This is a genomic window from Micromonospora sp. NBC_00821 (assembly GCF_036347035.1).
Taxonomy (GTDB): Bacteria; Actinomycetota; Actinomycetes; order Mycobacteriales; family Micromonosporaceae; genus Micromonospora; species Micromonospora hortensis.
The window spans coordinates 2667019-2690322 of the sequence record NZ_CP108880.1; the positions used below are offsets into that span (position 1 = coordinate 2667019).

Below are 23304 nucleotides of genomic sequence, written 5' to 3' on the forward strand. Positions count from 1 at the left end.
ATCCTTTCCCGGTCGCGATCACTGTGGACACACCTGTGCGGGAGGACCGTTGCTCATCGCCGACGAGTTCTTCCTGATCGCACACAACGACAGTCGCGGCAAGGCCAAGCTGCACCCGGCGGCGACCGGGCTGGGGCTGGCCGGCGGGCTCCTCGGTGAGCTGATCCTCTATGGACATATCACCGTCACGGCCGGGCACATCACCGTCATCGACCGGCGTCCGCCGGCCGATGCCCTGGCGCACACGGTGCTGGACCAGTTGGTCGGTGAGTCCCAGCACCGGGAGCTGCGCACCTGGCTGAGCTTCCTGGCGCAGAGCGCCACGACCTCGGTGGGGGAGCGGTTGGCCCGCGCCGGGGTGCTGCGCCGCCAGGAGAGTCGCCGGCTGCTGCGTACCTCGGTCAGTTACCTGCCGATCGACCTCAACGCGGTGGCCTGGCCGGCCACCCGGCTGCGGGCCCTGCTGGACCGGCCGGACCCGCCGGGCGTGCCGGACGCCCTGCTGCTCGGCCTGGTGGTGGCCGCGGGACTGACCCGCGAGGTGCTGTGGAGCGCCGGCCCCCGCGCGCACCACCGGCTGAACGTCCTCATCCCCGCGCTGCCGGCGCCACTCAAGGAACTCGTCGGGCACACCGAGGCAGCCGTCGGCGCCGCCGTGCTGCGCGGCATTCCCTGATCTCCCTCCGGTAACCCCCAACCCTCCCCTCGTCAATCGGAGTAGTCGTATGCCCCCGACATCGACAGTCGACCGACCCAGCAACGTCTCCGAAGCCCTGGCCCGAGGCCGCCTCGGCATCCCCTCGGTGATCTTCTTCGTCCTCTCCGCCGCCGCGCCGCTGACAGTGGTGGCCGGCGTCGTCACCACCGGCTACGGCGTCATCGGGGTGACCGGCATCCCGCTGGCCTTCCTGCTGATCGCCGCGGTGCTCGCGCTCTTCTCGGTGGGTTACGTGGCGATGTCCCGTCGGGTGGAGAACGCCGGCGCCTTCTACGCCTACATCTCCCGTGGCCTCGGCCGACCGGCCGGCGTGGGCGCCGCCTGGGTGGCGCTGATCGCGTACAACGCGTTGCAGGTCGGGCTGTACGGCACCATCGGCGTGGCGGCCGAGCCGGTGCTCGACCGGCTCTTCGGCGGGCACCCGCACTGGGCGGTAGTGGCCCTGGTGGCGTGGGCGTTGGTCGGCCTGCTCGGCCTGCTCCGGGTCGACCTCAACGGCATGGTCCTGGCCGCGCTGCTGGTCGCCGAGATCGTGGTGGTCCTCGTCTTCGACCTGGGACAGCTCGGCAACCCGGCCGACGGCGGGGTCAGCTTCGCCCCGTTCTCGCCGGACAACCTCTTCGTGCCGGGTGTCGGCGCGGTGCTGGTGCTCGCCGTCCTCGGCTTCGTCGGCTTCGAGTCGGCGGTGGTCTTCAGCGAGGAGAGCAAGGACCCGAAGCGGACGGTGCCGTTGGCCACCTACCTCTCGGTGGCGATCATCGCTGGGCTGTACGCGCTGTCGTCCTGGACCATGACCGTCGCTGTCGGGCAGGACCAGATCGTCGCCGAGGCCGGCGAACAGAGCGTCGGGCTCATCTTCAACCTGGCCGCCGCGCACCTCGGCGACACCGCGGTCACCATCGGGCAGGTGCTCTTCCTGACCTCGGTGCTCGCCGCGATGATCTCGTTCCACAACACCACGGCCCGTTACACCTTCGCGCTCGGTCGGGAGCGGGTGCTGCCGGCGGTGTTCGGGCAGACCTCGGCCCGTACCGGGGCGCCGCGGGCCGCCTCGGTGGCGCAGAGCGTCCTCGGGCTGCTGGTCATCCTGCTGTACGCGATCAACGGCTGGGATCCGGTGGTCCAGCTCTTCTTCTGGGTCGGCACCACCGGCGGCTTCGGTGTCCTGCTGCTGATCGCCACCACCTCGGTGGCGGTGATCGCCTACTTCGCCCGCTCCGCCGGGGGCGAGAACCTCTGGCGACGGGCCATCGCGCCCGGCCTGGCCACCATCGCGCTCTTCGTGATCATCTGGTTGGCCGTGTCGAACTTCGCCAACCTGCTCGGCGTCGCGCCGGACTCGACGCTGCGCTGGGCGCTGCCCGCCGCGTACCCGGTGGCCGCCCTGCTGGGCATCGGCTGGGCCCTGCTGCTGCGCAGCAACCGCCCGGACACGTACGCCCGGATCGGCCTGGGTGCGGCGAGCGCCGCGGCCGCCGTCAAGCCGGAGGCGCCGGCCGCCGTGGAGGTGACCCGATGAGCGTGGTCATCGAGCAACTCGGGCCGGAGGAGACCACCCTCGTGGCGGGTCGGATCGCCGAGGCGTTCACCGTCCTGGAGGTGACGTACTGGCTGGTCCCCGACCCGAGCAAGCGGGAGGCGGTACTGGCCGGCGACTTCGAGATCCTGGTCGGGCACGCGATGCGGCACGGCATCGTCCACGCCACAGCCGACCGGACCTCGGTCGCGGTCTGGTTTCCGTCGGTCGGTGAGCCGGCGCCGCCGCCGGCGGACTACGACGCCCGACTGGCCGCCGCCTGCGGCGAGTGGACCGACCGGTTCCAGCACCTCGACGAGCTGTTCGCGGCGAACCACCCGCATCCGGATCACCACCACCTCGCGTTCCTGGCGACCCGGCCGGACCGGCAGGGGCAGGGCTTGGGGAGCGCGCTGATGCGCCACCACCACGCCTGGCTGGACGCCAACGGGATGCCGGCGTACCTGGAGGCGAGCAGCCCGCGCAGTCGGGACCTGTACGCGAAGCACGGCTACCTGGCCGGCGAGCCGTTCCGGGTGCCCGACGGGACGCCGTTCTGGCCGATGTGGCGGGAGCCGGTCGGGCACTGAGCCGGTCGGTAGACGCGACCAGCACGTCCTGTGGTCGCACTGTCACGCTCGCGTGACAGCACTGACAAAAGCGGAGGGCCGGGTCCAATGGACCCGGCCCTCCGCTCGTCACCTAATCAGTACGTGCCGTCGAGCTGGCCGCGCAGCTTGGTCAGCGCCCGGGTCAGCAGCCGCGATACGTGCATCTGCGAGACACCGATCTGGTCGGCGATCTGCGACTGGGTCAGGTTGCCGTAGAAGCGCAGCGTGAGGATCTTCTGCTCGCGCTCGTCGAGGGTGGCCAGCGCCGGGCCGAGGGCCACGCGCAGCTCAGCCAGCTCGAACTCGCTGTCCTCGCCGCCGAGCATGTCGCCCAGCTCGGTGGCGCGCTCGCCGTCGCCGGTCGGGGTGGACAGCGACACCGCGTTGTACGCGCGGGCGCCTTCCAGGCCCTCCAGCACCTCTTCCTCGGTGAGCTTGAGGTGCGCGGCGATGTCGGCGACCGTCGGCGAGCGGCCGAGGGTCTGCAGGAGCGAGCTGTTGGCGTCGGAGATGGCCAGCCGCAGCTCCTGGAGCCGGCGGGGCACCCGGATGTCCCAGGTGCGGTCCCGGAAGTGCCGCTTGAGCTCGCCGATGATGGTGGGGATCGCGTAACCGGCGAAGTCGACACCGCGCTCGGGGTCGAACTTGTCGATGGCCTTGATCAGACCGATAGCGGCGGTCTGCGCCAGGTCGTCGTTCGGCTCGCCGCGCCCGCTGTAGCGGTGGGCCAGGTGGTTGGCGAGCGGCAGCCAGGCCTCGATCGCCCGGTCCCGCAGAGCGGCGCGCGACGGGTGGTTGGCGGGCAGCGCCGCCATCGCGTTGAGCAGGTCGGCGGCGCTGTCGGTGAGAGCGCGCGGGTCGAGCTTGGTGGTGGCCTTGACGGCGGCGCTCGGCTGCTCGGTGATCGTTGGCGCGGTCATGGGTGGTCCTCCCTGCACCTCGTCCGCTGACTAAAAAGACGTGACGCTTTGGTTTAGCTTCCAATAGGCCGTTCGGGAGTCACCTTAACCTGATCGTCTCGCAGAAATCTAGCCGAAAGGTTGATGTACTTAAGGTATGTTCGACCATAAAACGGGCATATGGCGCGGAAGTTGGGGTGACTGTGAGGATCCTTACCCGTTGTTCACGCCGCAGCCGCTGCCCAATCGGCCGGCCGCTCCGGCTGATCGGCCCACGGCTCGCGTCGACTGGTCAACAGGAAATCCGACAAGTCGCCAGGAGTGTCGACTATCCGTCCTTGTCCCGCTGGTGGGACCGGCCGTAGCGTCGCGTGTACACACCCGGTTCGGAGGCACCGTGCTCGATCCAGCCGCTCCCCAGCTTGTCGTGAACAGCCGCACCCTCTACTTCAGCTGGCTGCCGGCGGATCCCGACGCGGTCGCCGCGCTGGTCCCGCCGGGGCTCTGCCCCCGTCCCGACCGGCAGGTCTTCCTGAATCAGTACATCGTCGACGACGAGACGCAGACCTCCGGCTTCGGCGCGTACTCACTGACCTACCTCGGCGTCTCGCTGCTGGGCGTCGACGCGCCGGGCGGCCTCAACGCCGGTGGTTGGTGGACCCACTACGTGGCCTCCAGCCGGCGGGTCCGTGAGTACGCCGTCGCTCGCGGCGCCCCGGTGCTCGCCGGGCGCACCCGGATCGACGTCAACGGCGAGGACCTGCTCTCCGAGACGGAGATCGACGGCACGCCGTTGGTCCGGGCCCGGTGTCGGGTGGGGGAGACCGGTCACGTCATCAGCAGTGGGCACCACCGATACTTCACCCGGCGCGACGGCCAGCTGCTCAGCTCGGCCTACCCGTTCGTCGCCGAGCCGGTCGCCCCGTTCGAGATCGAGTCGGTCGAGTTCCTCCAGCCCGGCCACCCGCTGTACGCGCTGCGCCCGGCCAACCCGCTCACCATCGGCTTCGGCTACTACTCACCGCGCTCGTCGTTCGCCTACCCCGGCGGGCTGAACGTGTACGCGGTCGCCGCGTCGGACCCGGCCCGACCGCATCACCAGGTGCCGGCCAGCCTCGCCCGCAGCGGCCTGCCGTCCGGGTCGTAGACCAGCCGGTACATCGGCAGCGCCCAGGCCCGGGTGTACCACGGCAGCCGCTCGGGGCGGTGCGGGCGCAGCCGCCCGGGCGGCCGTTCTCCCACCTGGCCGTCGTCGTACCACTGCTGTAGCGCGTCGGCGGCGGCCGTGACGGCCGCGACGGCGTCCGCCGGGTCCAACAGGTCGGCGTCGTCCGTGCCGTCCGGGTCGCGGTCCAGGTGCTCGCGCCACAGCCGCAGTCGCAGGTCCCGGGCGAAGCTCCGCGCGCCGTCGCCCCGCCCGGCGGGGTCGGTGGGCTCCCGCTGGTCCGGGGTGTCGTCGAGCACGGCGCAGGACAACTCGCTGTCGTGCGTCCAGGACCGCCGGTTGAAGTTGTCGCTGCCCACGCTGGCCCACACGTCGTCGACCACGCAGACCTTCGCGTGCACGTAGACCGGGTCGCCGGCGTGGTTCTCCACGTCGAACACGTGCACCCGGTCCGGTGCGGCCCGCTCGCACAGCGACAGCGCCTGCTCGCGCCCGACCATGTTCGGCGGCAACGCCAGCTTGCCGTCCACGTCCGGGTGGCGGGGGACGACGGCGATCAGGTGCAGGTCCGGGTTGTCCCGCAGAGCGTGCGCGAAGAGGTCCGCGACCTCGGCCGACCAGAGGTACTGGTCCTCCAAATAGATGAGCCGGCGGGCCCGGCGTACCGCCTTGGTGTAACCCCGGGCCACGGTCCGCTCCCCGTGCGGTGCGAACGAGTAGCGCGGGCGGACGGCGGGGTAGGTGCGCAGCACCTGGATCTGGTGCGGACCGCAGGGCGGCGGATCGGCCGGCTGTTCGGGCAGCGGGTCGGGGCGCAGGTCCGAGCCGCGCAGCCGGTCCCGCAGGTAGGCCATCGGGTTCTCCGAGTCCAGCGGCATCGGGTCGGTCCAGCGTTCCCGAAACAGGGTGTCCAACGCGCCGACCACCGGGCCGCGCACCGCGAGCTGCACGTCGTGCCAGGGCGGATTGGGTCCGTACCGGGGCGACATCTGCACCGGTTGCGGGTCGCCGTGGTGCGCGGCGTCGTCGCGACGGCTGTGACACAGGTCGATCCCACCGGCGAAGGCGATGTCCCGCTCTGGCGCGCCCTGGTGCCGCAGCACCACGAGCTTCTGATGGTGCGAGCCGCCGCGCCGGACCCGTTGGTCCAGCAGCACCTCGCCACCGGCGGCCGAGATCGTCTCGCTGAGGTCGCGGTTCTCGGCCTCGCTGTAGGCCAGGACGTCGAGGTGCGAGCGCCAGATCAACCCTTTGACCACCACACCGCGCTGAGCGGCCTGGGCGAAGAGCTGGACCACTGTCGGACCGTCCGGGCGCAGTCGCTGGTCCGGGTCACCCCGCCAGTCGGTGAAGAACAGGTGGTCGCCGGGGCCCAGGGCCTCGACCTCGTCGACCAGTCGGTCGAAGTACGCGACACCGTGAATCAACGGCTCGGCGAGGTTTCCCGTGGTCCATACGGGTATGCCAGAGACCGGGTTGGCGCGTTCCTCGGCGGTGAGGAACCAGTCCTGCAACGGCACCGTCCAGCCCCCCTGGAGGTCGGCAACGTCCTCACGGTAGGACCCCGGAAGCGGGTCCGCACGCCAGGCCCCCAGACCGGTGACCTGGCCGACGCCATCGAAAGCGACGCGACAACAGCCGAGGAGGCCACACTATGCCCCGCGACACGACGAATCCCGTGACCGAGAACCGCGAGCCGGCGGTGGAGAGCGAACGGGGTGCGCTGGTAGCGGTGTTGGTGATGGTGATTCTGGGCGTTGCCGGGATCTTTGCGGTCTCCTGAGGCGGCGCCGACGCCCCCGGGTGAACCGGAGGCGTCGGCGCCGAACTCAGCGGTCGGCGGTGGTCAGGGCCGGGTGCCCTGGCCGCCGGTGTGCGGGAGCCGCTCGGTGGGGATCACGCCGAGGCGGCCGGCCTGGAAGTCCTCGAACGCCTTGAGCAGCTCGTCCCGGGTGTTCATCACGAACGGGCCGTACTGTGCCACCGGCTCCCGGATCGGCTGACCGCCCATGATGTAGAGGTCCAGTGCCGGGGTGTTGCTGTCCTGCGTGGTGTCGGCGCTGAACCGCAGCGCGTCACCCGGGCCGTGCACCGCGAGCTGACCGGTACGCACCGGCCGCCGGTCGGTGCCGACCGTGCCGCGACCGCCCAGCACGTACACCAGGGCGTTGAAGTCGGGTCGCCACGGCAGGTCGACCTGCGCGCCTGGCTGCACCGTGACGTGCGTGATGGTGATCGGGGTGAAGGTCGAACCCGGGCCACGGTGCCCGGCGACCTCGCCGGCGATGACCCGGATCAGCGCGCCACCGTCGGGCGTGGTGAGCAGCGCCGACTCCCGACCTCGGATGTCCTGGTAGCGGGGCGGGTTCATCTTGGCCGAGCGGGGCAGGTTGACCCACAGTTGGGTGCCGTGGAAGAGCCCGCCGCTCATCACCAGGTGCTCCGGCGGCGCCTCGATGTGCAGCAGGCCGCTGCCTGCCGTCATCCACTGGGTGTCGCCGTCGGTGATGGTGCCGCCACCGCCGTTGGAGTCCTGGTGGTCGAAGACGCCGTCGATGATGTACGTGACGGTCTCGAAGCCGCGGTGCGGGTGCCACGGGGTGCCTTTTGGCTCGCCCGGCGCGTAGTCGACCTCGCCCATCTGGTCGAGGTGGATGAACGGGTCCAGGTCGGTGGTCGACACCCCGGCGAAGGCGCGACGGACCGGGAAGCCCTCACCCTCGAAGCCGCTGGGCGCCGTGGTCACGGTGCGGACCGGGCGGATCGTGGTGGCCTCGTCGAGCTGGGGCAGGCGGGGCAGGACGAGGACGTTGTCGACGGTGATCGCGGGCATGTCGAGGCTCCTAGCGTGAGGCGGGGGTGGTCGAGCTGACCCGCGATGCCCGCAGGCGCTCGCCGAGCCGGTCGAAGACCCGGGTGAGGCAGGCGACCTCGGCATCGTCGAGGTTGTCCATGAGATGGGTGCGCACCGACGCCAGATGGTGGGGTGCGGCTTCCCGCAGGGCGAGCAGCCCGGCGGCGGTGAGCACCGCCTCGCTGCCGCGCCGGTCGTCCGGGCAGGGCTCCTTGCTGACCAGGCCACGACGCTGCATGGAGGAGACCTGGTAGGTGAGGCGGCTGGGCGAGAAGATCAACCGGCCGGCCAGCTCGCCCATCCGTAGCCGCTGCCCGGGTGCCTCGGAGAGCAGGACCAGCACGTGGTAGTCGGCGAAGCTGAGGTCGCTGTCGACCCGCAGGTCCTCTTCCAACTGGGTGTAGAGACGCTGGCTGGCCTCGATGTAGGCGCGCCAGGCGGCCTCTCGGGTGCTGTCCAGGCTCTCGGTCATGCCCACGACGATAGCACCCTTTCAAAATTTAAGTACCGACGTTGAAGGTCGTCTGCGTCACTTCCTGGCGTCCGAGCGGCGGATCGTGCAGCTTTGAAGGAAACCTGCGTTAATCCGGCGGCGCGCAGGTCTTGGGTTGTGCCAGACTCCGGCCTCGTGGAACACGTGGAACTCTCCGCCGCCGACCTGTTGCTGCGCCCCTGGCGGGACGAGGACGCCCCGGCGGTGCGCGACGCCCTCCGGGACCCGGCGATCGCCCAGTGGAACCCGCAGGGCGGCGACCCGATCGACGACGAGGTCGCGCTGCTCTGGGTGCGTCGCCGGGCCGACTGGTCCACCGGTGGTCATGCCTCGATGGCGGTCACCGCGGCGGCCGACGGCAAGCTGCTCGGCTCGGTGTCGCTGCACCGCATCCACGACGGCGACGCGTCCATCGGCTACTGGACGGTGCCCGCGGCGCGGGGCCGTCAGGTGGCGGTGCGCGCCGTCGTCCGGCTCACCGACTGGGCGTTCGCGGATCTCGGGCTGCACCGGGTGGAACTGTGTCACGCGGTCGCCAACCCGGCGTCCTGCCGGGTCGCCGACCGCGCTGGCTATCCGGCCGAGGGGACCCTGCGCGAGTCGTACCGGTACGGCGACGGCCGCCGCTACGACGAGCACCTGCACGCCCGCCTGGCCACCGACCGCTAGCCGGAGGCGGGCCGGAGCCCGAACACGCTCCGGCCCCGGCCGCCCAGGTCGTGTCGAACCGTCACTCGGTGACCTTGCGCAGGAATGCCGCGAGGGCGGTCCTGACGCGGTCGATCCGCTCCGGCAGTGGCAGCGGCTCGGGCGCGGGGGGTCCGGCGTGCTTCTTCCCCCGCAGATACAGCGAGCAGGCCAGGTCGGAGCACAGGTACGTGCCCACGGAGTCGCCCTGCCGTCCGCTCGGACCGGCCTTGGGGGCGGTCATCAACGAGACGCCGCCACCGAGGTGCGTGGTCAGGCAGAACGAGCACATGCTGTGCCGCACGCGCCCCGTCTGGTGCGTCGCGGCCCGCAGCACCACCCCGGCCAACGTGCCGTCGGTCTCGGCGACCAGGTAGGCCCGCTGCGGCGCGGAGGGATCCCGCCAGCCGAGGAAGTCGAGGTCGTCCCACTGCCGCATTTCAAGATCGTTCGGTACGGCCAGCCGCTTCGCCTCGCCCTTGCTGCAATTGACGAAGGACGCGCGGATGACGGATTCGGTAAGGACCAACATAGGTAGTAGCCTAGCCCTCCTAGGCAAGCGATTATTACGGCTAGGTTTGGAGTGTGCTGCATGGCACGTGCCGGGGTGACCGTCGAGCGCCTGACACTGGCGGCGGCCGAGCTGGCCGACGAGGTGGGCGTGGAGAACGTCACAGTCGCCGCGCTCGCACGCCAGTTCGGGGTGAAGGACGCCAGCCTGTACTTCCACCTCAAGAACGCGCACGACCTGCGGGTCAGGATCGCCCTGCTGGCGCTGGCGGAGCTGGCCGACCGGGTCGCCGCCGCGCTCGCCGGCCGGGCCGGCAAGGACGCGCTGGTGGCCTTCGCCAACGCGTACCGCGACTACGCGCGGGAGCACCCGGGCCGCTACGCCGCCATGCAGATCGACCTCGACCCGGAGACCGCCGCGGCGAGCGCGGGCGTCCGGCACGCCGAGATGACCCGGGCGATCCTGCGCGGCTACCGGCTCTCCGAGCCCGACCAGACCGACGCGGTGCGGATGATGCACAGCACGTTCCACGGGTTCGTGAGCCTGGAGAAGACCGGCGGCTTCCGGCACACGCCGCGCCCCACTGACGACTCCTGGTCCCGCACCCTGGACGCCCTCGACGCCGTCCTCACCACCTGGCCGTCGCGCTGAGCTGCCGCAGCACCGGGGCATAGGCTCGGTGGCGTGGATGATCTGGAGCTGGCCGACTGGCGCGAGCGGGTGGCCCGGCTGTACCTGTCCGACGTCGACCTAACCGGCTTCCGGGCCGGCCGCGACGAACTCTTCGCCACCCACCCGCAGAGCCCGATCCCCGTGGCGGAGCGGCAGGACTTCGCCGGCGTGCGCTACTTCCCGCCCAACCCGGAGGCCGTGGTCGAGGCGTCCCTGCGACCGGCCAGCGGTGAGCTGCGCATCGACACCGGCGGCCCGGACGGGGTGATCGCGTACCGGCGGGTGGCGGTTGCCGAGACGTCCTGGGGGCCGCTGACCCTGTGGTGGATCGAGGCGTACGGGGGCGGGTTGTTCGTTCCGCTGCGCGACGGCACCTGCGGGCGGGAGAGCTACGGGGGAGGCCGGTACCTCACCGACACGGTGAAGGGCACCTTCGGTCGGGGCGTGCAGCTGCTGCCCGGCGACCGGGTCCGGCTGGACGCCAACTACCTCTACAACCCGAGCTGTGCCTACGACGACCGCTGGGCCTGCCCGCTGGCGCCACCGGAGAACCGGGTCGACGTGCCGCTGCGGGCCGGCGAGCTGGCGTACAAAACCTACTGACCGGCTCGATCCCCGTGCGTCGCGCGGCTTGACCTCAAGTCCCGTTCAACGCCTACGGTCGACGTCACCGATCCGTGCGGGGGAGTGGTCTGATGACTGTCAGCTGGGCGTACATCTACGAGCACCCGGGCAGCGACCCCGTCGCCGACCGGGTCGTGCTGGACCGCGACGGCCAACGCACCTACCTCGTGCCCGTGCCCGACCCGGTGATGGCCCCCACCGTGGCGGTGGACCTGCTGGCCGAGGGGGTCGCGCTGATCGAGCTGTGCGGCGGTTTCGCGCTGGCGGCAGCGGCACGGGTGGCCGAGGCCGTCGGCGGGCGGGTGCCGGTCGGGCACGTCACGTTCGCTGTGGACTCGGTGCGCGGCGCCACCCGGTACGGCGAACTGTTCGAGGCTCAGCCCGACTGAACGACGAAACGGCCGCCCGCCCCGGAGTGCTGCCGGGACGGGCGGTCGGTCGTCGGTCAGCGGGCGTTCGCCGCCGAGGTGGGCATCTGCATCCGACCGAGTAGCTGTCGCGCCTGGTCGGCGAGCTGCGCGTCGACGGTCACCGCGTACTGGCCGGCGCGCAGTGAGCTGGCCGAGGTGAAGTCGCGCTGCCCGCCCGTCATGGCGTGCGCGACCGCGCCGAACACGGCACCCCAGATCGCACCGATGACCAGCCCGACCAGGATCACCGCCAGCCAGTTGCCGACGGTGAAGATGCCGAACAACAGGCCGATGAAGAGCCCGAACCAGGCGCCGGTACCGGCGCCGAGCAGACCGGCTCGACCGGTGGTCATTCGCCCGAGCACCGTTTCCACAAGGGCGAGGTTGGTGCCGACGATGGCGCTGTGCTCCACCGGAAAGCGGTTGTCGGCCAGGTAGTCGACGACCCGCTGCGCGGTCGGATAGTCCGGGTACGAGCCGATCGTCACGGTCGGCGGACCAGCCTCCGGCCCGTGGCCGTCCCCGGCCGGTGTCGACAGGCGGCCGGCCGGCCCGGATGGAAGCAGGTCGCCACCCTGTGTGCCGGACCGCCAGGCGGCGGTCGGCCCCGAAGCTGACGTCATGAGCATCCTCCCTCGTCAGCTCGCCGGGTTCCCGTCCAGGCCGACCGGTAACGCGGTCTGCACCGTCGGACAGGAGGGGAATGGGCGCGGGCTGCCCGGGTAGGCAGTCAGGTGGAGAGCGGACAGATCAGCGACTACGGGTTCCTCGCCGACGGCCGCACCGCGGCGCTGGTGGACGCCTCGGGCTCGGTGAACTGGTGGTGCCCCGGCCGGTTCGACGCCCCGTCGGTGTTCGGGCGGCTGCTCGACGACGGTGCGGGGCACTGGTCGATCCGGCCGGAGGCCGATTTCACTGTCGAACGGACCTACCTGAAGGACACCCTGGTGTTGCGGACCGTCTTCCGCACCGCGCAGGGGGAGGTCGCGCTCACCGACGCGCTCGCCTTCGAGCCCGGCTCGCGAGGTCACGACATCGGGATGCACCCACCGCAGGTGCTGGTCCGTAGCGTGCAGGGACTCTCCGGTGCGGTGCCGATGCGGGTGCACTACCGTCCGCGCTTCGAGTACGGGCGCACCATCGCGTACCTGGTCGAGCGTGAGGACATGCTCGAGGCCATCGCCGGGGCCGCGCGGCTCACCTTCCGCAGCAGCGTGCGGTTGGCGTGCGGCGACGACGGCGATGCCGCAGCGACGTTCACCGTCCGCGCCGGCGCGACCCACAACTTCAGTCTCGGGTACGCCCCGACCTACGACGCCCCACTGCCGGAGGTGCCGGACGCCGACCAGACGATCGCCGACACCGTCGCCGGCTGGCGGTCCTGGGCCGCCGAGCACGAGTACCAGGGCCTCTACGCCGAGGAGGTGCGGCGCAGCGGCCTCATTGTGCAGGGCATGACGTACCGGCCCAGCGGTGCGGTGGTGGCCTCGGTGACCACCTCGCTGCCGGAGAAGCTCGGCGGGGACCGCAACTACGACTACCGCTACGTCTGGGTGCGCGACTTCAGCCACACCCTGCGGGCGCTGTGGCGGTCGGCGTGCTTCGACGAGGTGCGGCGGCAGTTCGCCTGGTTGGGCCGGGCGATGGGCCGAATAGGCGACCAGCCGGTGCCCATCATGTACGGGGTGCTGGGGGAGCGGGACCTCACCGAGCACCGGCTGGACCAGCTCGGCGGTTACCGCGACAGCCCGCCGGTGGTGACCGGCAACGACGCGTGGCGGCAGCGACAGAACGACATCTACGGCGCGGCCATGGACGCCGCCTGGCTGATGCGCGACCAGCTCGAACCGTTCGACCCGGACGTCTACCACCTGCTCCGGGTGCTCGCCGATCAGGCCGAGCAGGACTGGAAACAGCCGGACGCGGGGATGTGGGAGGAGCGTGGAGTGCAACACCACCACGTGTCCTCGAAGGTGGAGTGCTGGGTGGCGCTGGATCGGGCGGTCCGCTTCGGCGACCAGCTCGGCGGGCCGCAGGACCTGGCGCGCTGGACGGCTGCCCGCGACGAGGTGCGCGCGGCGATCCTCGAGCGGGGGTGGAGCGACAGGCTCCAGTCGTACACAGGGATTTTTGATTCCGACGAGCTGGACGCGTCGGTGCTGGTGATGCCGCTGGTGGGATTTGTGCGGGCCGACGACCCTCGGATGCGCTCGACGGTCCGCGCGGTGGAGCGGCGACTGTCACACGACGGCCTGCTGCGGCGCTGGGACGGCGATCCCGCGGGCTTCGTCATCTGTTCGTTCTGGCTGGTGAGTTGCCTGGCGTTGGCCGGCGAGCGGGACCGGGCGCACGAGTTGTTTCGCGATCTGGCTGGTCGGGTCAACGACCTGGGCCTGTACGCCGAGCAGATCGACCAGCTGACCGGGGAGCAGTTGGGCAACTTCCCACAGGCGTTCTCGCACATCGGCCTCATCAATGCCGCCGGTGTGCTCACCGACGTCGAGCAGGACCCGACGTTGCGCGACTGCGGGATGCCCCCGGCGCACTTCACCCCGGCGCGTCGCTGAGGCTGTACTTTCGTGTAAATCTTGACAACTTTCGATCCAATGACGTGAAGTTCTATCGCCTTCCAGTGAAAGACGTTAATGTCCGGGAAACACCGCGGTGCTCCTCCAGTCGGCGGGAGCGGCACCGAGATCCCCCGGACAGCTGGAGGTCTCGTGTCCCGCAATCTGCGTCGACGGCTCGTCAGCGCCACCACACTGCTCACCGTCCTGGTCGCCCTCTGCCTCGTCCCGCAGGCGAGCGTCCTACCGGCAGCCGCGTCCCCGGTCCAGGCCGCCGCCCTCGCGCCGCCCGCCACGGTCGGTTTCGAGAAGGTAGCCCTCGACGGCGGCCTGTCCATGGGTGAACCGATCGAACTGGCCGTCGCACCCGATGGCAAGGTCTTCTACATCAACCGGGGCACCAGTGCCGCCGGTGGGCAGGTCCGCCTCTACAACCCGGAGACCAGGTCCACCACGGTGGCCCTGACCCTGGCGCTGGACGCCCGTTTCGAGGACGGCCTGATCGGCATCACGCTGCACCCGAGCTTCGCGACCAACCGCTGGGTCTACCTCTTCTACTCGCCGAAGGTCACCCCACTGGTCAATCGGATCAGTCGGTTCACCTTCAACCCGTCCACCCTGCTGCTCGACGCGGGCAGCGAGGACGTGCTCATCGAGTGGCCCACCGAACGCGATCTCTGCTGCCACTCGGCCGGCTCGATGAGCTGGGACACCGCCGGCAACCTGTACTTCGCCGTCGGCGACAACACCAACTCCGGCGGCGACTCCGCCGGGATGGCCCCGATCGACGAGCGGACGAACCGCAACGCCCAGTACGACGCCCAGCGCACCTCGGGCAACACCAACGACCTGCGCGGCAAGATCAACCGGATCCACCCGGAGAGCGACGGCAGCTACACCGTCCCCGTCGGCAACCTCTTCGCCGCCGGCACCGCGCGCACCCGCCCGGAGATCTACGTGATGGGCGTGCGCAACCCGTACCGGATCTGGGTGGACCGCACCGCCAACAACACCCTCTACTGGGGGGAGGTCGGCCCGGATGCCGGCACCGACCTCGCCAACCGCGGCCCGGCGGCCTACGACGAGTTCAACCGGGCCAACGAGCCCGGCAACTACGGCTGGCCGTACTGTGGCGGCCCCAACGTCGCCTACAACGACTGGGACTTCGCCACCGCCACACCGCGCGGGTGGTTCCCCTGCGGCGGCTCGACCGGACCGGTCAACAACTCACCCCGCAACACTGGCGTCCAGCAGCTTCCGCCGACGAAACCGGCACTGGTCTGGGAGCAGCACGGCGGCAGTGAGGACTGGCCGGCGCTGGACAACCCGGGTGGGTGCGGATCGCCCAACCACGTCGAGGTCTACCACTACGATCCGAACCTCGTCTCGGACGTGAAGTGGCCGGCCTACTACGACAACAAGTGGCTGATCTCCGAGTACTGCCGCAACTGGATCAAGGAGGTCCAGTTCGACAACGGCAACCCGTCCACCGGGTCGCCGACCGTCATCGAGCCGGTGCTCGCCGGCATGAAACTCGTCCACCCGATCGACTGGCAGTTCGGCCCGGACGGTTCGCTCTACCTGCTGGAATACGGCAGCGGCTACTTCTCCGGCGCTGTCGACGCCGGTCTCTACAAGATCAACTATGTCCAGGGTGGCCGGTCGCCGGCTGCCAAGGCCACAGTCAACCGGGACAACGGCCTGGCCCCCCTCTCGGTGACCTTCTCCAGCGCCGGCAGCTCGGACCCGGACGGCGACCCGCTGACGTACGCGTGGGACTTCACCAACAACGGCAGCACCGACTCGACCGCCGCGAACCCGTCCTTCACGTACTCCGCCAACGGCAGCTACAGCGCCCGGCTCACCGTCAACGACGGCACCGGCCGCAGCGCCACCACAGTGGTGTCGGTGGTGGTCGGCAACAACCGGCCGACCGTCACGTTGACCGGCCTACCCGCCGGCGGGCTCTTCGACTGGGGGCAGGACCTGGCGGTGGGCGCCACGGCCAGTGACCCGCAGGACGGCACGCCGGCCTGCTCGGCGGTGGTCGTCCGGGCCGCGCTGGGCCACCAGGAGCACGCCCACGAGGAGGGGGAGGGGACCGGCTGCGGCGCGACCTTCAACACCGGCCCGGTACACGCCGGCCCCGACTCGGTGCTGTTCTTCGTCCTGCGGGGCAGCTACACCGATCGCGGCGCGACCGGCTCGGCCGCGCTCACCGGTGAGCAGGAGATCAGCCTCTACCCGAAACAGTGGCAGGCCGAGCACTTCGTCCAGCTCAACGGCCCCAAGGTGATCGACCAGGCGGCGGCCGAGGGTGGCAAGCGGCTGGGTGACGTCCAGAACGGCGAGAGCGTCCGGCACCACGCGGTGAGCCTCAAGGGAATCACCGGCGTCCGGGCTCGCGTTTCCTCCGGCGGCCCCGGCGGCACCCTCTCCTTCCGGTACGACTCACCGACCGGCACCGAGGTCGCCCGGATCGCGGTGCCGAACACCGGCGGCTGGGACAACTACACCGAACTGAGCGCCACGGTGACCAAGCCCGACGACGGCACCCACGACCTGTACCTGGTCGTCACCGGCGGCAGCGGGGCGTTGCTGGACGTGGACAGCTACACCTTCACCGGCCCGGGCGTCGGCACCGGCGGGGCGCGCACCGGTGAGGTCAAGGCCCTCGGCAAGTGCGCGGACATCGCCTCCAGCCAGACCGCGAACGGCACCAGGGTGCAGACCTGGACCTGCAACGGCACCGCCGCCCAGCGCTGGACCCTGCCCGGCGACGGCACGGTGCGGGGGCTCGCCAAGTGCCTGGACGTGAAGGCGAGCGGCACCACCGACGGCACCCTCGTGCAGCTCTACGACTGCAACGGCAGCGGGGCCCAGCAGTGGGCCGCCCAGTCGGACGGCAGCCTGCGCAACCCCCAGTCCGGTCGTTGCCTGGACATCCCCAACTCGGATCTCACCGACGGTCGGCAACTGCGGATCTGGACCTGCAACGGCACCGGGGCGCAACGCTGGACCCTGCCGTGACCGCCCCCTGACCGGCTCGGCTCCCGTACCCGAGCGTCGATGACGCACGGGGCCGGGCGGCGGAGGCGGAGCCCGGCCGCCCACCCACGTCCCCCGGGTGGGCGGCCGGGACTCGGGGCACAATGCCGGTATGCGGCTGGTGCTCACGGCGGACACCCACGTACCGAAGCGGGCCCGGGACCTACCCGGGCCCCTCTGGGCTGCCATCGAAGCGGCCGACGTGGTGGTGCACGCCGGCGACTGGGTGGACGAGGCGTTGCTCGACGCCATGACAGCGCGGTCGCGCCGACTGATCGGGGTGTACGGCAACAACGACGGCCCGGCGCTGCGCGCCCGGCTGCCGGAGGTGGCCCGGGTGGAGCTGGACGGCCTGCGGATGGCGGTGGTGCACGAGACCGGTCAACGGACCGGCCGGGAAAAGCGGTGCGCGGCCCGCTTTCCCGACGTGGACCTGCTGGTGTTCGGGCATTCGCACATCCCCTGGGACACCGAGGCGCCCGGTGGGCTGCGCCTGCTCAACCCCGGCTCACCCACCGACCGCCGCTCCCAACCCCACGCCACCTACCTCACCGCCGAGGTGCACACCGGCACCCTCACCAAGGTCCACCTACACCACCTACCCCGCCCCTGACCCGCCCCGGCCTGCGGCCCCGCCCCGGCCTGCGGCCCCGCCCCGGCCTGCGGCCCCGCCCCGCCCGGCCCCGCCCCGCCCCGCCCCGCCCCGCCCCGCCCCGGCGATCTTGCACTTGCTGTCGTCGAATTGCACCTTGTGTGTCGTTTCGTCGCGACAGAAAGTGCAAGATCGACGGGGCGGGTCCTACTGGCCTCGGCCCGTTTCGGCCTGGAGCTCGTCGATGCGCTTGGACGCCTCGGCCTTGGTCAGGTCGTCCGGGAGGTCGGCATGGGCTTCCCGGGCCAGCGTGCTCAGGTACGACTCCTGGGCGGCGGTCGGCGGCTCGTCCCCGGTGACCCACTCGTCCGGGTCCTTGATCGCGGGGTTCTGGTCGGCCTGCTCGGTACGGCGGTCCGTCATCATCATCACCCTTCCTTTCGAACAGGTGTGCCAGTACCCCGATCGTCGGTGGTTCATGCCCGAACGCCGCCACCTACGATCATCTGATGACGGAGGACCGGTCGAGCGTGGTGGTGGTCGGGGCGGGCATCGCCGGGGTGGCCTGTGCGGTCGAGTTGACCCGGGCCGGGGTGCCGGTGCAGGTCCGGGAGCGGGGGCACGTCCGCGGTGGCCGGATGGCCAGCAAACGCTTCCAGGGCCGGCCCGCGGACATCGGCGCCGCCTACTTCACCGCCACCGACCCGGACTTCGCCGCGCTGGTCGAGCAGTGGCGTGCCGCCGGGCTGGTCCGCGAATGGACCGACACCTTCCAGGCGTACGACCGGAGTGGGAACCACGAGGTGCCCGGGCCGATGCGCTTCGCCGCCCCCGGTGGGCTGCGCTCGTTGGTCGAGCACCTGGCCGACGCGGTACCGGTGACCGTCGACAGGCTGGTGCTCACGGTGGAACCCGGCCCGGTCGTCGACGGGCAGCCGTGTGCGGCGGTCGCCCTGGCCATGCCGGGTCCGCAGGCCGCCCTACTGCTCGACCCGGCCCTGACCGACGCCACCCGGGTCGTGCAGGCGCAACGCTGGTCGCCGTCGCTGGCCGCGGTACTGCGCTTCCCGACCCGGCGCTGGCCGGACTTCCGGGGCGCGTTCGTCAACGAGCACCCGGTCGTCAACCTCGTCTGCGACGACGGCGACCGGCGCGGTGACGGCGCGCCGGTGCTGGTCGCGCACACCGTGCCGGAGTTCGCGGCCGGGCACCTGGCCCAACCCACCGGGGCCGGCCCGGCGATCGAGCAGGCCGTCCGGGACCTGCTCGGGCTGCCCGAGCAGGCCGTCGACGTGCACGTGCACCGCTGGACGTACGCGAAGCCGACCACCGACGCCGGCGGCGCCACCCACCACCTCGACGCCGACGGGATCGGCCTGGCCGGCGACGCGTTCGGCAAGCCCCGGGTGCAGAGCGCCTGGCGCTCCGGCCGGGACCTGGGCCGTGCGCTGGCCGCCCGCCTGGCCTGAGTCACCCACTCAGGCATGCCCGCTCGGCCCGGGGCCACCCGCTCAGGTGTGACCGGCGGCCGCGACGGGGCGGGCGTCGGCGTCGCGCTCGGCCGGGTCGGAGGTCCGCTCTCCCTCCCGGTCCAGCAGTTGCATGACCGGGGTCGCCGTGATGCCGTGCACCACGACGGAGACGAGCACCACCAGCCCGACGGTCGCCCAGAGCAGCTCGGCCTGCGGGAAGTCGGCCTTGGTGGTGGCGTACGCGAGGTAGTAGAACGAGCCGACGCCACGAATGCCGAACAAGGAGATGACCCAGTGCTCGGCCGGGCGTCCGGGAGCGCCACGCAACGACAACCAGCCGATCAGCGGCCGCACCAGGAACACCAGCGCCAGCCCGACGGCGGCCGCCGGCCAGGTCAGCGGGCTCAGCAGGCCACCCACTATCGCGCCGCCCAGCAGCAGCAACAGCACCAGGGTGAGCAGCCGTTCGACCTGCTCGGCGAAGTCGTGCAGCACCGAGTGGAACTCGTGGGTCCGTTCGGCGGCCCGAATGGCCCGGGCGGCCACGAACACCGCCAGGAAGCCGTACCCGCCGACCACCTCCACCAGCCCGTACGCCAGGAACGTGGCAGCCAGCGCCAGGAAGCCCTCGGCGTGCCGGGCCAGCCGCAGCTCGCTGGGCGCGCGGAAGAACAGCTTGCCGAGCAGCCAGCCGATGAGCAGGCCACCGCCGACGCCGATGCTGATCTTCCAGAGGACGTCCACCGTGAACCACTCGGCCAACCAGTCGCTCGGGGCGAGGCTGGTCGAGGCGATGGCGATGGCCGCGTAGACGAACGGGAACGCCAGCCCGTCGTTCAGGCCGGCCTCGGAGGTCAACGCGAATCGGACCTCGTCCTCGGAATCCTCCACGTCGGTCGGCTCACCGACCTGCACGTCGGCGGCGAGCACCGGGTCGGTGGGTGCCAGCGCGGCGCCCAACAACAGCGCGGCGGCCGGCACCAGCCCCGCCCACCACCAGCCGAGCAGGGCCACCGCCGCGATGCACAGGGGCATCGCGATCGCCAGCAGCCGCCAGGTGGACGACCACCGCCGCCAACTCAACGGCCGGTCGATCTTCAACCCGGCACCCATCAGCGCGACGATCACCCCGATCTCGGTGAGGTGAGTGGTCAGCTCCGGGTGGGCCAGGGGGTCCGGCGACGGCAGCCCGACCGGCAGAAGGAACACCAGCATGCCGAGGGCGAGGAAGGCGATGGGCATGGACAGCGGGCGCCTATCCAGCACCCGCGGCAGGATGCCCGCGAGCAGGGCGCCCAGGCCCACCAGCGCGAACGCCACATCTACCGGCTCCACGGCACCACCTTTCCGGCCGCACCCGCGAGGTGCGGGCAGGTGGTGACAGTCCTTGCCCCGCAAGGGCTCCGGCTATGCGCGTCAGTGCCGGCGGACCCGAGTGATTCTCACCGGGGTCGGGCGAGCGGCGAGTCCGCCAACTCGTGCAGCAGCGCGGCCGGGTCGTCGTACACCGCCACGGCACCCGCGCCGGCGAGCTCGCCGCGGCTGGTGCCACCGCAGGTCAGGCCCACGCACGGAATGTTCAGCTTGCCGGCCGCGGCGACGTCCCACACCGAGTCGCCGACGAAGACCACCCGCTCGGCGGCCAACCCGGACTGCTCCAAGGCGGCGATGAGGATGTCCGGGGCCGGCTTGCTCTGCTGGGCGTCCGCGGAGGAGGTGATCGTGTCGATCACGTCATCGGCGGCCAGCGCCCGACGAAGCGCGCCCACCTCGGGTTCCGAGGCGGAGGTGGCCAGCACGACCCGCAACCCCCGATCGGCGCAGGCCCCCAACAGGTCGGCCGCCCGGGGTAGCGGTGTGAGCCGTTCCCAGTACTCGGCGTAGAGGGTGTCGTGCGCGTCGCGTAGCTTCGAGTCGGCGTCGCGGTCCCGCTCCGGGCCGAGGAGATGATCCAGGAGTTTGTCCGAACCCATCCCGATCGAACGGTGCACCACCGCCATCGGCACCGGTTGATCGGTCTGGCGTAACGCCTCCCACCAGCTCACCGTGTGCAGGTAGGTGGTGTCGACAAGGGTGCCGTCGACATCGAAGAGGACCCCGGCGGGCCGGTCGGTAGCCATGGGCGTCCTCCTACCCTCGGGCGGCTCAGGGATGCGCGGCCGGCGGCGTGAGGATCTCGAACCAGACCGTGGAGCCCCGGACCGACGGGTCGGTGCCCCAGGCGTCGCTGAGCTCCTCGATCAGGCCGAGGCCGCGCCCGCGACTGCTCAACGTGTCGGTACGGGCCCGGGTCACGGTCCCTCGGGTGCCGGAATCCGCTACCGAGACGAGCAGCCGTTCGGCGCTGAGGTCGATCTCCACGCGGGCGGCCGTGCCGGCGTGCAGCAACGCGTTGGTGGTCAGCTCGCTGGTGCAGAGCACCGCCGCCCCGATCACCGACTCGGGCACCTGCCACTCGGTGAGCTGGCCGGTCAGCCAGTGCCGGACCCGGCTCGGCGCTGTCGGCTCGGCGGGCACCTCCATGCTCGCCGAACGACTCGGTTTGAGCGCGTGCTCGACCGCCAGCACTGCCACGTCGTCCTCCGTGCCGCCCGGGACCGCCGCGGTGGCCACCGCGCAGAGCGCGCGGGGGTCGCCGCTGCCGGCCTTCGCGATGGCGTCGCTCAGCGTGGCCAGCCCGGCGCTCAGGCTCTGCCGGCGACGCTCCACCACCCCGTCGCTGAACAGCAGCAGGGTGTCGCCGGGGCGGAACGGGACGGTCGTGGTGCCCGGCCGGCCGCCCAACCCCAGCGGCGGCCCGGCCGGGACGTCGACGTACTCGGCGTGGAACCGACCATCCGGGTCACCGCGGCGGATCAACGGCGCGGGGTGACCGGCGCTGGACAGGGTCAGCTCCCGCCGCTCCGCGTCGATCACCCCGAACGCCACAGTGACGAACAGCTCGTGGGTGCCGGCCTCCGCGCCGAGGCTGGTCACCAGCCGGTCCAGGCCGGCCAGGACCGCGTCGGGCGTCGGGTCGGCCAGGGCCAGAGCGCGCAACGCCGCCCGGACCTGCCCCATCCGCGCGGCGGCCTGCACGTCGTGCCCGGCGACGTCGCCCAGCACCACGCCGAGTGAGCCGTCGGGCAGCAGGAACGCGTCGTAGAAGTCACCGCCGGCCGCGTTGCCGTCCACGCCCGGGTCGTAGCGCGCCGCGATCCGCAACCGGGGTAGATCCGGCAGGTGCTCCGGCAACATGCTGCGCTGCAACAGTTGGGCAGTGCCGTGCTGCGTCTCGAACCGGCGGGCCCGCTCGGCGGCCTGGCCGATCAGCTCGGCCGAGGCGGCCAGCAGCGCCCGCTCGGCGGGGGACCAGGTGTGCGGAACCTGGTAGCCGACCGCCAGCCCGCCGCGGACCACCGAGGTGCCCAGCGGCAGGGCCGCCACCGCGCGGACCTTCTGGTCGTGGCGGTCCACGGCGGTGTCCCGCAGCGGCTGCCCGTCGCGGGTGAACGACGGGGCGCCGGAGCGGGCCGCCTGCACCACCGGGGCCGACCAGTCCGCCGGTGCGCGCCGCCAGAGCGGGGGAAGCCGCTCGTCGGCCTCGTCCAACAACTCGCCACGGACCCGACGCACCATGCGCCAGCCGCCGCCGCCCTCGTCGACAGCGAACGAGGCCTGGTCGGGGTCGAACGTGGTGATCGCGTACCGCAGCGCCACCCGGGCCACGTCGTCGAGGGTGAGGGTGCCGGCGAGCGCCGCGGCCACCTCGCTGAGGCTCTGCAACTGCTCGGTGACGTGGGTGGTCTCGGCCGCGACAGTCAGCACGCCGACGATCTGCCCGGCGCTGTCGCGCACCGGTGAGTAGCCCCGGGTGAAGACCGCCTGCTCCACCGTCGCGGAGTGCCCACGGACCAGCGGCAGGGTGGACTCCTTCTCCAGGAAGGGCTCGCCCTGCCGGTAGCAGCGCTCGATCACCGCGCCGACGCCGGGCAGCGCCCAGATCTCCGCGAACACCTCGGCGGCCGGACGGCCGAGGGCGCTCGGGTGCTTGGTGCCCAGCAGTTCGGCGTAGCCGGCGTTGTAGAGCAGGACGAGATCGTCGCCGTACGCCAGGGCCATCGGCATCGGCGAGGCGAGGACCAGCTCCACCACTGCCTGGAGGGCGACGTCCCAGTCGTCGGCCGGGCCCAGCGGGGTGTTGGCCCAGTCGTGGGCGAGCACGCCGACGGCCGGGCCGGACCCGGTGGGTCTGCCCGGGCCCGGAGTTGCTGGTGTGGGGACCCGCCCGACCGTTCCTGGCATGTTCGCAGCCTAGTCGGCCGACCGGAAAAGGCATCCGACCACGGCGTCCGGCCGTCGCCGAGTCCCTCGCGGTGGCCGTTCGGGCAGTTCAGGGCCCCTGTCCGGAGGTCTGTCGGGAAAAACGCCGCGCGCTGCGCGGAGTGCCGGACCGGTTGCCGGGTATGCGCCCGGCGCAGTCCAT

General features: G+C 71.5%; 23 protein-coding genes. 13 read left to right on the plus strand and 10 right to left on the minus strand.

Annotation, left to right across the window (positions count from 1 at the left end; translation table 11 throughout):
- Positions 1-49: 49 nt before the first annotated feature.
- Genes OHB44_RS12070 through OHB44_RS12080 form a run of 3 tightly spaced genes read left to right on the plus strand, consistent with a single transcriptional unit; the run spans position 50 to position 2824 of the window.
- Positions 50-676, plus strand: coding sequence for a GOLPH3/VPS74 family protein (locus tag OHB44_RS12070; protein ID WP_266303068.1), 627 nt, complete (start codon positions 50-52; stop codon positions 674-676).
- Between the two features lie 49 nt (positions 677-725).
- Positions 726-2237: an APC family permease gene (locus tag OHB44_RS12075; protein WP_238682901.1), complete on the plus strand. Its 1512-nt coding sequence runs from the start codon at positions 726-728 to the stop codon at positions 2235-2237.
- Positions 2234-2824, plus strand: coding sequence for a GNAT family N-acetyltransferase (locus OHB44_RS12080; RefSeq protein ID WP_238682902.1), 591 nt, complete (start codon positions 2234-2236; stop codon positions 2822-2824). The genes OHB44_RS12075 and OHB44_RS12080 overlap by 4 nt, the downstream gene beginning before the upstream one ends.
- A gap of 116 nt (positions 2825-2940) precedes the next feature.
- Here OHB44_RS12080 and OHB44_RS12085 read toward each other — a convergent pair whose 3' ends face one another.
- Complete coding sequence (locus OHB44_RS12085; protein ID WP_091401616.1) at positions 2941-3765, minus strand: SigB/SigF/SigG family RNA polymerase sigma factor; 825 nt, start codon at positions 3763-3765, stop codon at positions 2941-2943.
- A gap of 376 nt (positions 3766-4141) precedes the next feature.
- On the opposite strand from OHB44_RS12085, the gene OHB44_RS12090 reads away from it, so the two are divergent.
- The gene (locus tag OHB44_RS12090; protein ID WP_330440816.1) at positions 4142-4891 is read left to right on the plus strand and encodes a hypothetical protein; all 750 of its coding nucleotides are present in this window, start codon (positions 4142-4144) and stop codon (positions 4889-4891) included.
- Here OHB44_RS12090 and OHB44_RS12095 read toward each other — a convergent pair.
- Entirely contained in the window at positions 4840-6429 is a 1590-nt protein-coding gene (locus OHB44_RS12095; protein ID WP_330440817.1) for a phospholipase D family protein, read from the minus strand. The two genes, OHB44_RS12090 and OHB44_RS12095, sit on opposite strands and share 52 nt — an antisense overlap.
- A 134-nt stretch (positions 6430-6563) precedes the next feature.
- Here OHB44_RS12095 and OHB44_RS12100 point away from each other — a divergent pair, with 134 nt between their 5' ends.
- The gene (locus OHB44_RS12100) at positions 6564-6692 is read left to right on the plus strand and encodes a hypothetical protein (protein ID WP_256441970.1); all 129 of its coding nucleotides are present in this window, start codon (positions 6564-6566) and stop codon (positions 6690-6692) included.
- A gap of 63 nt (positions 6693-6755) precedes the next feature.
- Here the strand turns inward: OHB44_RS12100 and OHB44_RS12105 are convergent, their stop codons facing one another.
- Together OHB44_RS12105 and OHB44_RS12110 are read right to left on the minus strand one after the other, a co-directional pair.
- Entirely contained in the window at positions 6756-7742 is a 987-nt protein-coding gene (locus OHB44_RS12105; RefSeq protein WP_238682905.1) for a pirin family protein, read from the minus strand.
- A 10-nt stretch (positions 7743-7752) separates the two neighbouring features.
- Positions 7753-8235 (minus strand): MarR family winged helix-turn-helix transcriptional regulator, encoded by a 483-nt coding sequence (locus tag OHB44_RS12110; RefSeq protein WP_330440818.1) that lies wholly within the window; start codon positions 8233-8235, stop codon positions 7753-7755.
- A gap of 156 nt (positions 8236-8391) precedes the next feature.
- On the opposite strand from OHB44_RS12110, the gene OHB44_RS12115 reads away from it, so the two are divergent.
- The gene (locus OHB44_RS12115; RefSeq protein ID WP_238682907.1) at positions 8392-8925 is read left to right on the plus strand and encodes a GNAT family N-acetyltransferase; all 534 of its coding nucleotides are present in this window, start codon (positions 8392-8394) and stop codon (positions 8923-8925) included.
- A 61-nt stretch (positions 8926-8986) separates the two neighbouring features.
- Here the strand turns inward: OHB44_RS12115 and OHB44_RS12120 are convergent, their stop codons facing one another.
- A complete protein-coding gene (locus OHB44_RS12120) occupies positions 8987-9475 on the minus strand; it encodes an FBP domain-containing protein (RefSeq protein ID WP_238682908.1) in 489 nt (162 codons plus the stop codon).
- Positions 9476-9535: 60 nt separating this feature from the next.
- Between OHB44_RS12120 and OHB44_RS12125 the strand changes: the two genes are divergently transcribed.
- The 3 genes from OHB44_RS12125 (at position 9536) to OHB44_RS12135 (ending at position 11139) form a co-directional block, all read left to right on the plus strand.
- Entirely contained in the window at positions 9536-10105 is a 570-nt protein-coding gene (locus OHB44_RS12125; RefSeq protein ID WP_238682909.1) for a TetR/AcrR family transcriptional regulator, read from the plus strand.
- Between the two features lie 33 nt (positions 10106-10138).
- Positions 10139-10729 carry a DUF1684 domain-containing protein gene (locus OHB44_RS12130; protein ID WP_330440819.1) on the plus strand — a complete coding sequence of 197 codons (591 nt, stop codon included), beginning with the start codon at positions 10139-10141 and terminating at the stop codon, positions 10727-10729.
- A 92-nt stretch (positions 10730-10821) separates the two neighbouring features.
- Positions 10822-11139, plus strand: a complete 318-nt coding sequence (locus OHB44_RS12135; RefSeq protein ID WP_238682911.1) for a DUF6506 family protein — start codon at positions 10822-10824, stop codon at positions 11137-11139.
- A gap of 56 nt (positions 11140-11195) precedes the next feature.
- On the opposite strand, the gene OHB44_RS12140 is transcribed toward OHB44_RS12135, so the two are convergent.
- Positions 11196-11783 (minus strand): general stress protein, encoded by a 588-nt coding sequence (locus OHB44_RS12140; RefSeq protein WP_238682912.1) that lies wholly within the window; start codon positions 11781-11783, stop codon positions 11196-11198.
- Positions 11784-11894: 111 nt separating this feature from the next.
- Between OHB44_RS12140 and OHB44_RS12145 the strand changes: the two genes are divergently transcribed.
- The 3 genes from OHB44_RS12145 (at position 11895) to OHB44_RS12155 (ending at position 17388) form a co-directional block, all read left to right on the plus strand.
- Positions 11895-13727: a glycoside hydrolase family 15 protein gene (locus OHB44_RS12145; protein ID WP_266303064.1), complete on the plus strand. Its 1833-nt coding sequence runs from the start codon at positions 11895-11897 to the stop codon at positions 13725-13727.
- 153 nt (positions 13728-13880) lie between these two features.
- Entirely contained in the window at positions 13881-16757 is a 2877-nt protein-coding gene (locus tag OHB44_RS12150) for a ricin-type beta-trefoil lectin domain protein (RefSeq protein WP_330440820.1), read from the plus strand.
- Positions 16758-16887: 130 nt separating this feature from the next.
- Complete coding sequence (locus tag OHB44_RS12155) at positions 16888-17388, plus strand: metallophosphoesterase family protein (protein WP_266303062.1); 501 nt, start codon at positions 16888-16890, stop codon at positions 17386-17388.
- Between the two features lie 186 nt (positions 17389-17574).
- On the opposite strand, the gene OHB44_RS12160 is transcribed toward OHB44_RS12155, so the two are convergent.
- Positions 17575-17790 carry a DUF3072 domain-containing protein gene (locus OHB44_RS12160; protein ID WP_442932694.1) on the minus strand — a complete coding sequence of 72 codons (216 nt, stop codon included), beginning with the start codon at positions 17788-17790 and terminating at the stop codon, positions 17575-17577.
- A gap of 107 nt (positions 17791-17897) precedes the next feature.
- Between OHB44_RS12160 and OHB44_RS12165 the strand changes: the two genes are divergently transcribed.
- The gene (locus tag OHB44_RS12165; RefSeq protein ID WP_330441222.1) at positions 17898-18836 is read left to right on the plus strand and encodes an NAD(P)/FAD-dependent oxidoreductase; all 939 of its coding nucleotides are present in this window, start codon (positions 17898-17900) and stop codon (positions 18834-18836) included.
- 42 nt (positions 18837-18878) lie between these two features.
- Here OHB44_RS12165 and OHB44_RS12170 read toward each other — a convergent pair whose 3' ends face one another.
- From OHB44_RS12170 to OHB44_RS12180, 3 genes are all read right to left on the minus strand, one after another.
- The gene (locus tag OHB44_RS12170; protein WP_330440821.1) at positions 18879-20174 is read right to left on the minus strand and encodes a cation:proton antiporter; all 1296 of its coding nucleotides are present in this window, start codon (positions 20172-20174) and stop codon (positions 18879-18881) included.
- A gap of 107 nt (positions 20175-20281) precedes the next feature.
- Positions 20282-20959, minus strand: a complete 678-nt coding sequence (locus OHB44_RS12175; RefSeq protein WP_330440822.1) for an HAD family hydrolase — start codon at positions 20957-20959, stop codon at positions 20282-20284.
- Positions 20960-20984: 25 nt separating this feature from the next.
- Positions 20985-23123 carry an ATP-binding SpoIIE family protein phosphatase gene (locus OHB44_RS12180; protein WP_266303059.1) on the minus strand — a complete coding sequence of 713 codons (2139 nt, stop codon included), beginning with the start codon at positions 23121-23123 and terminating at the stop codon, positions 20985-20987.
- Positions 23124-23304 lie beyond the last annotated feature (181 nt).

Coding starts and splice junctions, on each gene's coding strand:
- OHB44_RS12140 (WP_238682912.1), bottom strand. CDS start 11,783: ATGACGTCAGCTTCGGGGCCGACCGCCGCCTGGCGGTCCGGCACACAG.
- OHB44_RS12155 (WP_266303062.1), top strand. CDS start 16,888: ATGCGGCTGGTGCTCACGGCGGACACCCACGTACCGAAGCGGGCCCGG.
- OHB44_RS12110 (WP_330440818.1), bottom strand. CDS start 8,235: ATGACCGAGAGCCTGGACAGCACCCGAGAGGCCGCCTGGCGCGCCTAC.
- OHB44_RS12105 (WP_238682905.1), bottom strand. CDS start 7,742: ATGCCCGCGATCACCGTCGACAACGTCCTCGTCCTGCCCCGCCTGCCC.
- OHB44_RS12125 (WP_238682909.1), top strand. CDS start 9,536: ATGGCACGTGCCGGGGTGACCGTCGAGCGCCTGACACTGGCGGCGGCC.
- OHB44_RS12135 (WP_238682911.1), top strand. CDS start 10,822: ATGACTGTCAGCTGGGCGTACATCTACGAGCACCCGGGCAGCGACCCC.
- OHB44_RS12175 (WP_330440822.1), bottom strand. CDS start 20,959: ATGGCTACCGACCGGCCCGCCGGGGTCCTCTTCGATGTCGACGGCACC.
- OHB44_RS12160 (WP_442932694.1), bottom strand. CDS start 17,790: ATGACGGACCGCCGTACCGAGCAGGCCGACCAGAACCCCGCGATCAAG.
- OHB44_RS12100 (WP_256441970.1), top strand. CDS start 6,564: ATGCCCCGCGACACGACGAATCCCGTGACCGAGAACCGCGAGCCGGCG.
- OHB44_RS12080 (WP_238682902.1), top strand. CDS start 2,234: ATGAGCGTGGTCATCGAGCAACTCGGGCCGGAGGAGACCACCCTCGTG.
- OHB44_RS12180 (WP_266303059.1), bottom strand. CDS start 23,123: ATGCCAGGAACGGTCGGGCGGGTCCCCACACCAGCAACTCCGGGCCCG.
- OHB44_RS12075 (WP_238682901.1), top strand. CDS start 726: ATGCCCCCGACATCGACAGTCGACCGACCCAGCAACGTCTCCGAAGCC.
- OHB44_RS12085 (WP_091401616.1), bottom strand. CDS start 3,765: ATGACCGCGCCAACGATCACCGAGCAGCCGAGCGCCGCCGTCAAGGCC.
- OHB44_RS12120 (WP_238682908.1), bottom strand. CDS start 9,475: ATGTTGGTCCTTACCGAATCCGTCATCCGCGCGTCCTTCGTCAATTGC.